Here is a 4745-nt window from a genome sequence, read left to right as displayed (position 1 = left end):
TTCACCGACCCGTCCGCCTATGGCGGCGCCTCCGACGCAGCGCCGGTCTGGCGCGGAGCGGCGGGCGATAGGGCGGGGGCGATCGCCTTCCTGCGCGGGACGCTGGGCTGAGGCGTCAGTCGGCTCGCTCGATCTGCGTCTTCAGATTGGCCAGTTGGGCCGACAGCACCCCATCGACCGGCGCGGCCCAGGCTTCCAGCCCGCCGCCGGCGTAGCCGCCGACGACATAGGTCCAGGTCAGGGTCGTCCCGTCGCCTTCCAGCTTCAGGCTGAACGTCAGGCCGCCCGCCGCGCCCTGACCCTGCAGCGGGCCGAGGCCGCCTTGCAGCACGAGCTTCGATCCCGGCTCGACCAGCGCCGTCTCCAAGTGACGCGAGACGCGGCCGTCCGCCGTCTGCTCGCACCAGCAGCCGCCGGGCGACAGGTCCAGCGACAGGGCGGAGTTCTTGAACCAGCGGTGGTCGCGGCTCCACCAGGCGTCGGGCGCGGTCAACATCGCCCAGACCCGTGCGGGCGGCGCGTTCAGGGTCAGCGCCCCGCCGACCTCGAAGCCATGCGGCGCGGCCGACTTCACCTCGGCCCAGGCGGGCGCCGGAACAGAGATGACGGCCAGCAGGGCGGCGGCGATGAGCGGAAACGAGCATCGAACCATGGGAAATCCTCCAACTGCATGAGGAAGCGCGCGGGCGCGTCTGCGGTCAACTGTCGTGTCAGCGTGTTTCCCCCGTCTCGCCAAGGTCACGGTTTTCCGCTAGAGGAAGCCATGACAGACAAGATGACCCCCCAGGCGGCGCTGGACCGCCTCGAAACCCTCTACAGCCAATCCGTCGCCAACCTGCGCACCGCAGTGAAGCGTTTTCTCGAGACCGGCGAGCGCGCCGATCCCGAAGCCCGGGCCGCTGGCCTGTTCGCCTATCCCCGACTGACCATCAGCTGGTTCGGCGACCGCCCGCAGGATCTCGAGACGCGCGCCTTCGGCCGCCTGTCGCGCCCCGGCGTCTATACGACCACCGTCACCCGTCCCGACCTGTATCGCGCCTATCTGCTGGAGCAGCTGACGCTGCTGTCCGACGAGTACGGCGCCCGGATCACGGTCGAGCCGTCGGAACAGGAAATCCCCTTCCCCTATGTGCTGGACGGTTCCGGCGTGGTGCTGGACAGCAGCATGACGGCGGCCATCGCCCGCTGGTTCCCGACCACGGATCTGGCCCACATCGGCGATGAAATCTCGGACGGCCTGTTCGAGCCGGGCGAGGACTTCCCCCTGGCCCAGTTCGACGGCCTGCGCACCGACTTCTCGCTGGCCCGCCTGCGGCACTACACCGGCACCCCGGTCGAGGACGTGCAGTCCTATGTGCTGTTCACCAACTATCATCGCTACGTCGACGAGTTCGTGCGCTGGGCCTGCGCCCAGCTGGCCGATCCGGACAGCCCCTATGAGACCCTGTCGTGCGCCGGCGGCGTGGTCATCGATCGCGCCACGCCGAACCCGGAAGTCGCCATCATGGACGCGGCCTGGCGCCGCCATCAGATGCCCGCCTATCACCTGACGCGGCCGGACGGCCAGGGCATCACCCTGGTCAACATCGGCGTCGGGCCGTCGAACGCCAAGACGATCTGCGACCACCTGGCCGTCACCCGTCCGCACGCCTGGATGATGATCGGCCACTGCGGCGGCCTGCGCGGCAGCCAGACCATCGGCGACTACGTCCTGGCCCACGCCTATCTGCGCGACGACCATGTGCTGGACGCCGTCCTGCCCGCCGACATCCCGATCCCCAACATCGCCGAGGTGCAGCGCGCCCTCTATGACGCGACCAAGCTGGTCTCCGGCGCGCCGGGCGAAGAGGTGAAGAAGCGGCTGCGCACCGGCACGGTCGTCACCACCGACGACCGCAACTGGGAGCTGCGCTATTCCAAGTCGGCCCTGCGCTTCAACCAGAGCCGCGCCGTCGCCATCGACATGGAAAGCGCCACCATCGCGGCCCAGGGCTATCGCTTCCGCGTGCCCTACGGGACGCTGTTGTGCGTCTCGGACAAGCCGCTGCACGGCGAGATCAAGCTGCCGGGCCAGGCCAACCGCTTCTATGAAGGCTCGATCTCCGAGCATTTGCAGATCGGCATTCAGGCGGTGGACTTGTTGCGCGCCGAAGGCACCCGTTTGCATTCGCGCAAGCTGCGCGCCTTCGACGAGCCGCCGTTCAGATAAGAAGGCGCTATCGCTCGCCGCGCGGCGGCTCGCTGCTTGAGCGCGATTTCTCCCTCCCCTGATGGGGAGGGGGGAGGCGATCGGTTTCAGCTTTTCCTGAACAGGTAGAGGCCGAAGCCGAAGAAGGGCGCGCCGAAGTCGAACATCATCTTGATGCGATGGGCCGTGGCGGCGACGCTGGGCGCGTCGGCATGGTCGGCATGGGCGTCCAGCCAGTCGGCGACGGCCGTCTCCATGGCGGTGCGATAGGCGGCCCATTCGGCGTCGCCGCTGATTTCAGCCGAGGCGACCTCCAGACCGGCCTCGCGCGCGGCCGCCTGCCATTCCTCGTGGCTGACGTAATAGCCGGAGGTCTCGACCAGTTGCCGCAGGGGCGCGGGCGGTTCGCTTTTCCAGAACAGGTCGCCCCACAGCAGGGCGCCGCCCGGCGTCAGGCGCTCGGCCAGGGCTGAGAAGACCAAGGCGGGCTCGCGTAGGCTCGCGCCCGCCGGTTCGGTCGCGCCGATGGCGACGATCAGGTCGAGCGGGGCATGATCCTTCAGCGCCGTCGCGGACGTTTCGCGTCGGACCGTGATCCGGTCGGCCAGTCCCGCCGCCTGGATGCGGACCTCGGCGCCGTCGGCCATGACCGGGTCCAGCTCCACCGCCGTCACCCGGGCGTCGAAGACGCGGGCCAGGCGCATGGAGATCTCGCCATAGGCGCAGCCGATGTCCATGACCGTCGCGTCGGGGTGCAACCCGGCGCGCGCGGCCGTCGCCTCCAGCCGCTCCATCGACAGGGCGTTGCAGATGGCGAGAGGTTGATAGGCGATGTGATGAAAGGCGACGCGCATGACCAAGGTCTAGGACGCGCCGCGCTGCGCGTCTCAAAGAAAGAACTTTACATCATAAAGTTCTTGGCTCATTCTTGCTTCAACAGGCAGGGAGAGACGCCATGACCCGCGATCAGGTTCAATCCGTTCACGACGACATCGCCTATATGAAGGCCCTCGCTCAGGAAGGGCGGCAGGCGCCGCTGGTGGGCGGCCGCATTCTGATCACCGCAGGTCTGGTGTTCGGCGTGGCGGCTATCGTTCACTACGGCGTCGACAGCGGCCTGATAGACGTTTCGCCGGTCGCCTACCCGGTTGTCTGGGGAACGGCCATGCTGATCTTCTTCGGCGCCCTGATCGTGGGGATCAGGCAGGCGGACCGCAAACCGGGCGCGCAATCGGCGAGCAATCGCGCCTCCGGCGCGGGTTGGATGGGCGCCGGTCTGTGCATCTTCGTCATGTCCCTGGCCATGGGGGTGATCGGGTGGAAGACGCAGAGCGACACCGCCGCCATGGTTTTCCCGTCGCTGATCTTCGCCCTTTACGGCTCCGCCTGGGCGGTGTCGGCGACGATGAGCGGGCAAAAGTGGCAGTGGTGGCTGGCGGTGGGCTGCTGGATCGCGACGCCGCTGATCGCCTTCCTGATCGGCAGTCCGCTGATGTGGCTGGGTTATGCGGCCGGATTGTTCCTGTTCGCGCTGATCCCCGGTTTGATCCTGGTGCGCCAGGAACCGACGGAGGTGGTTTGACATGACCGCCACAGAACCGGCGCTTGATGCGGGCGACGACTTCGACATCGGCCGCATCGACGAGGTGATCCACGGCCGGGTGCGCCTGGGGATCATGGCCTATCTGTCCGGGGTGGAGAGCGCCGACTTCGGCGAACTGAAGGCCCGGCTGCAGACGACGGACGGCAATCTGTCGGTGCATTTGCGCAAGCTGGAGGAGGCGGGCTTCGTCGCCGTGTCCAAGAGTTTCCAGGGCCGCAAGCCCCTGACGCGGGCCAGTATGACGGAGGCGGGCCGCGACGCCTTCCTCGCCTATCTGGACGCCATGTCGGCCCTGGTGGCGGGGCGTTAGCCCAGACTGGCGTGCGCCGTCGAACAGTCTAAGAAAGGCGGTCATGAGCGACCGCCTTTCGCCGTTCGAGGCCATCGACAACTTCCGCGACTATGGCGGCTACGCCGTGGATGACCGCCTGCTGACGCGCGGGCGGCTCTATCGTGCGGCGCATCAGGCGCGGGCGACGCAGGCGGACGTGGCGCGGCTGGAGGCGCTGGGGCTGGCGGCCGTGGTCGATCTGCGCCGCCCCAGCGAACGGCGGGCCCAACCTTCGCGTCGCCCGCTGGGCTGGGCGGGGGTGCTGATCGAAAGCGATCATGACGACGGCGGCGAGGCGCCGCACCTGACCTTTCTGAAGACCGCCGACCTGACCGAGGCGTCAGGCCGCGCCTTCATGACCGAGACCTATCGCCGCCTGCCGTTCGAGGCGGCCCATGTCGACCTGTTCGGCCGCTACTTCCGCCTGTTGGCCGAGGTCGAGGGGCCGGTGCTGATCCACTGCGCGGCGGGCAAGGACCGGACCGGCCTGCTGGCGGCCCTGACCCACAGCCTGCTGGGCGTGGCTCACGACGATCTGATGGCGGACTATCTGGCGACCAATCAGGCCGTGGATCTGGACGGTCGGGCCGATGAGGTCGCGCGCAAGCTGACCGCCATGACCG

General features: G+C 68.2%; 6 protein-coding genes. 4 read left to right on the top strand and 2 right to left on the bottom strand.

Annotated features, from left to right (window positions below):
• Positions 1-115: 115 nt before the first annotated feature.
• Positions 116-652: an SRPBCC family protein gene (locus tag B2Y21_RS09250; RefSeq protein WP_292059145.1), complete on the bottom strand. Its 537-nt coding sequence runs from the start codon at positions 650-652 to the stop codon at positions 116-118.
• A 111-nt stretch (positions 653-763) separates the two neighbouring features.
• Here B2Y21_RS09250 and B2Y21_RS09245 point away from each other — a divergent pair, with 111 nt between their 5' ends.
• Positions 764-2209 carry an AMP nucleosidase gene (locus tag B2Y21_RS09245; protein ID WP_292059144.1) on the top strand — a complete coding sequence of 482 codons (1446 nt, stop codon included), beginning with the start codon at positions 764-766 and terminating at the stop codon, positions 2207-2209.
• 86 nt (positions 2210-2295) lie between these two features.
• Here B2Y21_RS09245 and B2Y21_RS09240 read toward each other — a convergent pair whose 3' ends face one another.
• A complete protein-coding gene (locus B2Y21_RS09240; RefSeq protein ID WP_292059142.1) occupies positions 2296-3042 on the bottom strand; it encodes an SAM-dependent methyltransferase in 747 nt (248 codons plus the stop codon).
• 101 nt (positions 3043-3143) lie between these two features.
• Here B2Y21_RS09240 and B2Y21_RS09235 point away from each other — a divergent pair, with 101 nt between their 5' ends.
• From B2Y21_RS09235 to B2Y21_RS09225, 3 genes are all read left to right on the top strand, one after another.
• Entirely contained in the window at positions 3144-3770 is a 627-nt protein-coding gene (locus B2Y21_RS09235; protein ID WP_292059139.1) for a hypothetical protein, read from the top strand.
• A gap of 1 nt (position 3771) precedes the next feature.
• Complete coding sequence (locus B2Y21_RS09230) at positions 3772-4101, top strand: winged helix-turn-helix domain-containing protein (RefSeq protein ID WP_292059138.1); 330 nt, start codon at positions 3772-3774, stop codon at positions 4099-4101.
• Between the two features lie 43 nt (positions 4102-4144).
• A partial coding sequence (locus tag B2Y21_RS09225) for a tyrosine-protein phosphatase (RefSeq protein ID WP_292059136.1) occupies positions 4145-4745 on the top strand: 601 nt, incomplete at its 3' end.

Origin of the sequence: Brevundimonas sp. UBA5936 (genome assembly GCA_002430835.1) — a bacterium.
Taxonomy (GTDB): domain Bacteria; phylum Pseudomonadota; class Alphaproteobacteria; order Caulobacterales; family Caulobacteraceae; genus Brevundimonas.
This window is presented reverse-complemented; position numbering and strand designations above follow the sequence as displayed.

Excerpts from the sequence above, each read along its gene's own strand:
- B2Y21_RS09245 (WP_292059144.1), top strand. The coding sequence starts at position 764 with ATGACAGACAAGATGACCCCCCAGGCGGCGCTGGACCGCCTCGAAACC.
- B2Y21_RS09250 (WP_292059145.1), bottom strand. The coding sequence starts at position 652 with ATGGTTCGATGCTCGTTTCCGCTCATCGCCGCCGCCCTGCTGGCCGTC.
- B2Y21_RS09240 (WP_292059142.1), bottom strand. The coding sequence starts at position 3,042 with ATGCGCGTCGCCTTTCATCACATCGCCTATCAACCTCTCGCCATCTGC.
- B2Y21_RS09230 (WP_292059138.1), top strand. The coding sequence starts at position 3,772 with ATGACCGCCACAGAACCGGCGCTTGATGCGGGCGACGACTTCGACATC.
- B2Y21_RS09235 (WP_292059139.1), top strand. The coding sequence starts at position 3,144 with ATGACCCGCGATCAGGTTCAATCCGTTCACGACGACATCGCCTATATG.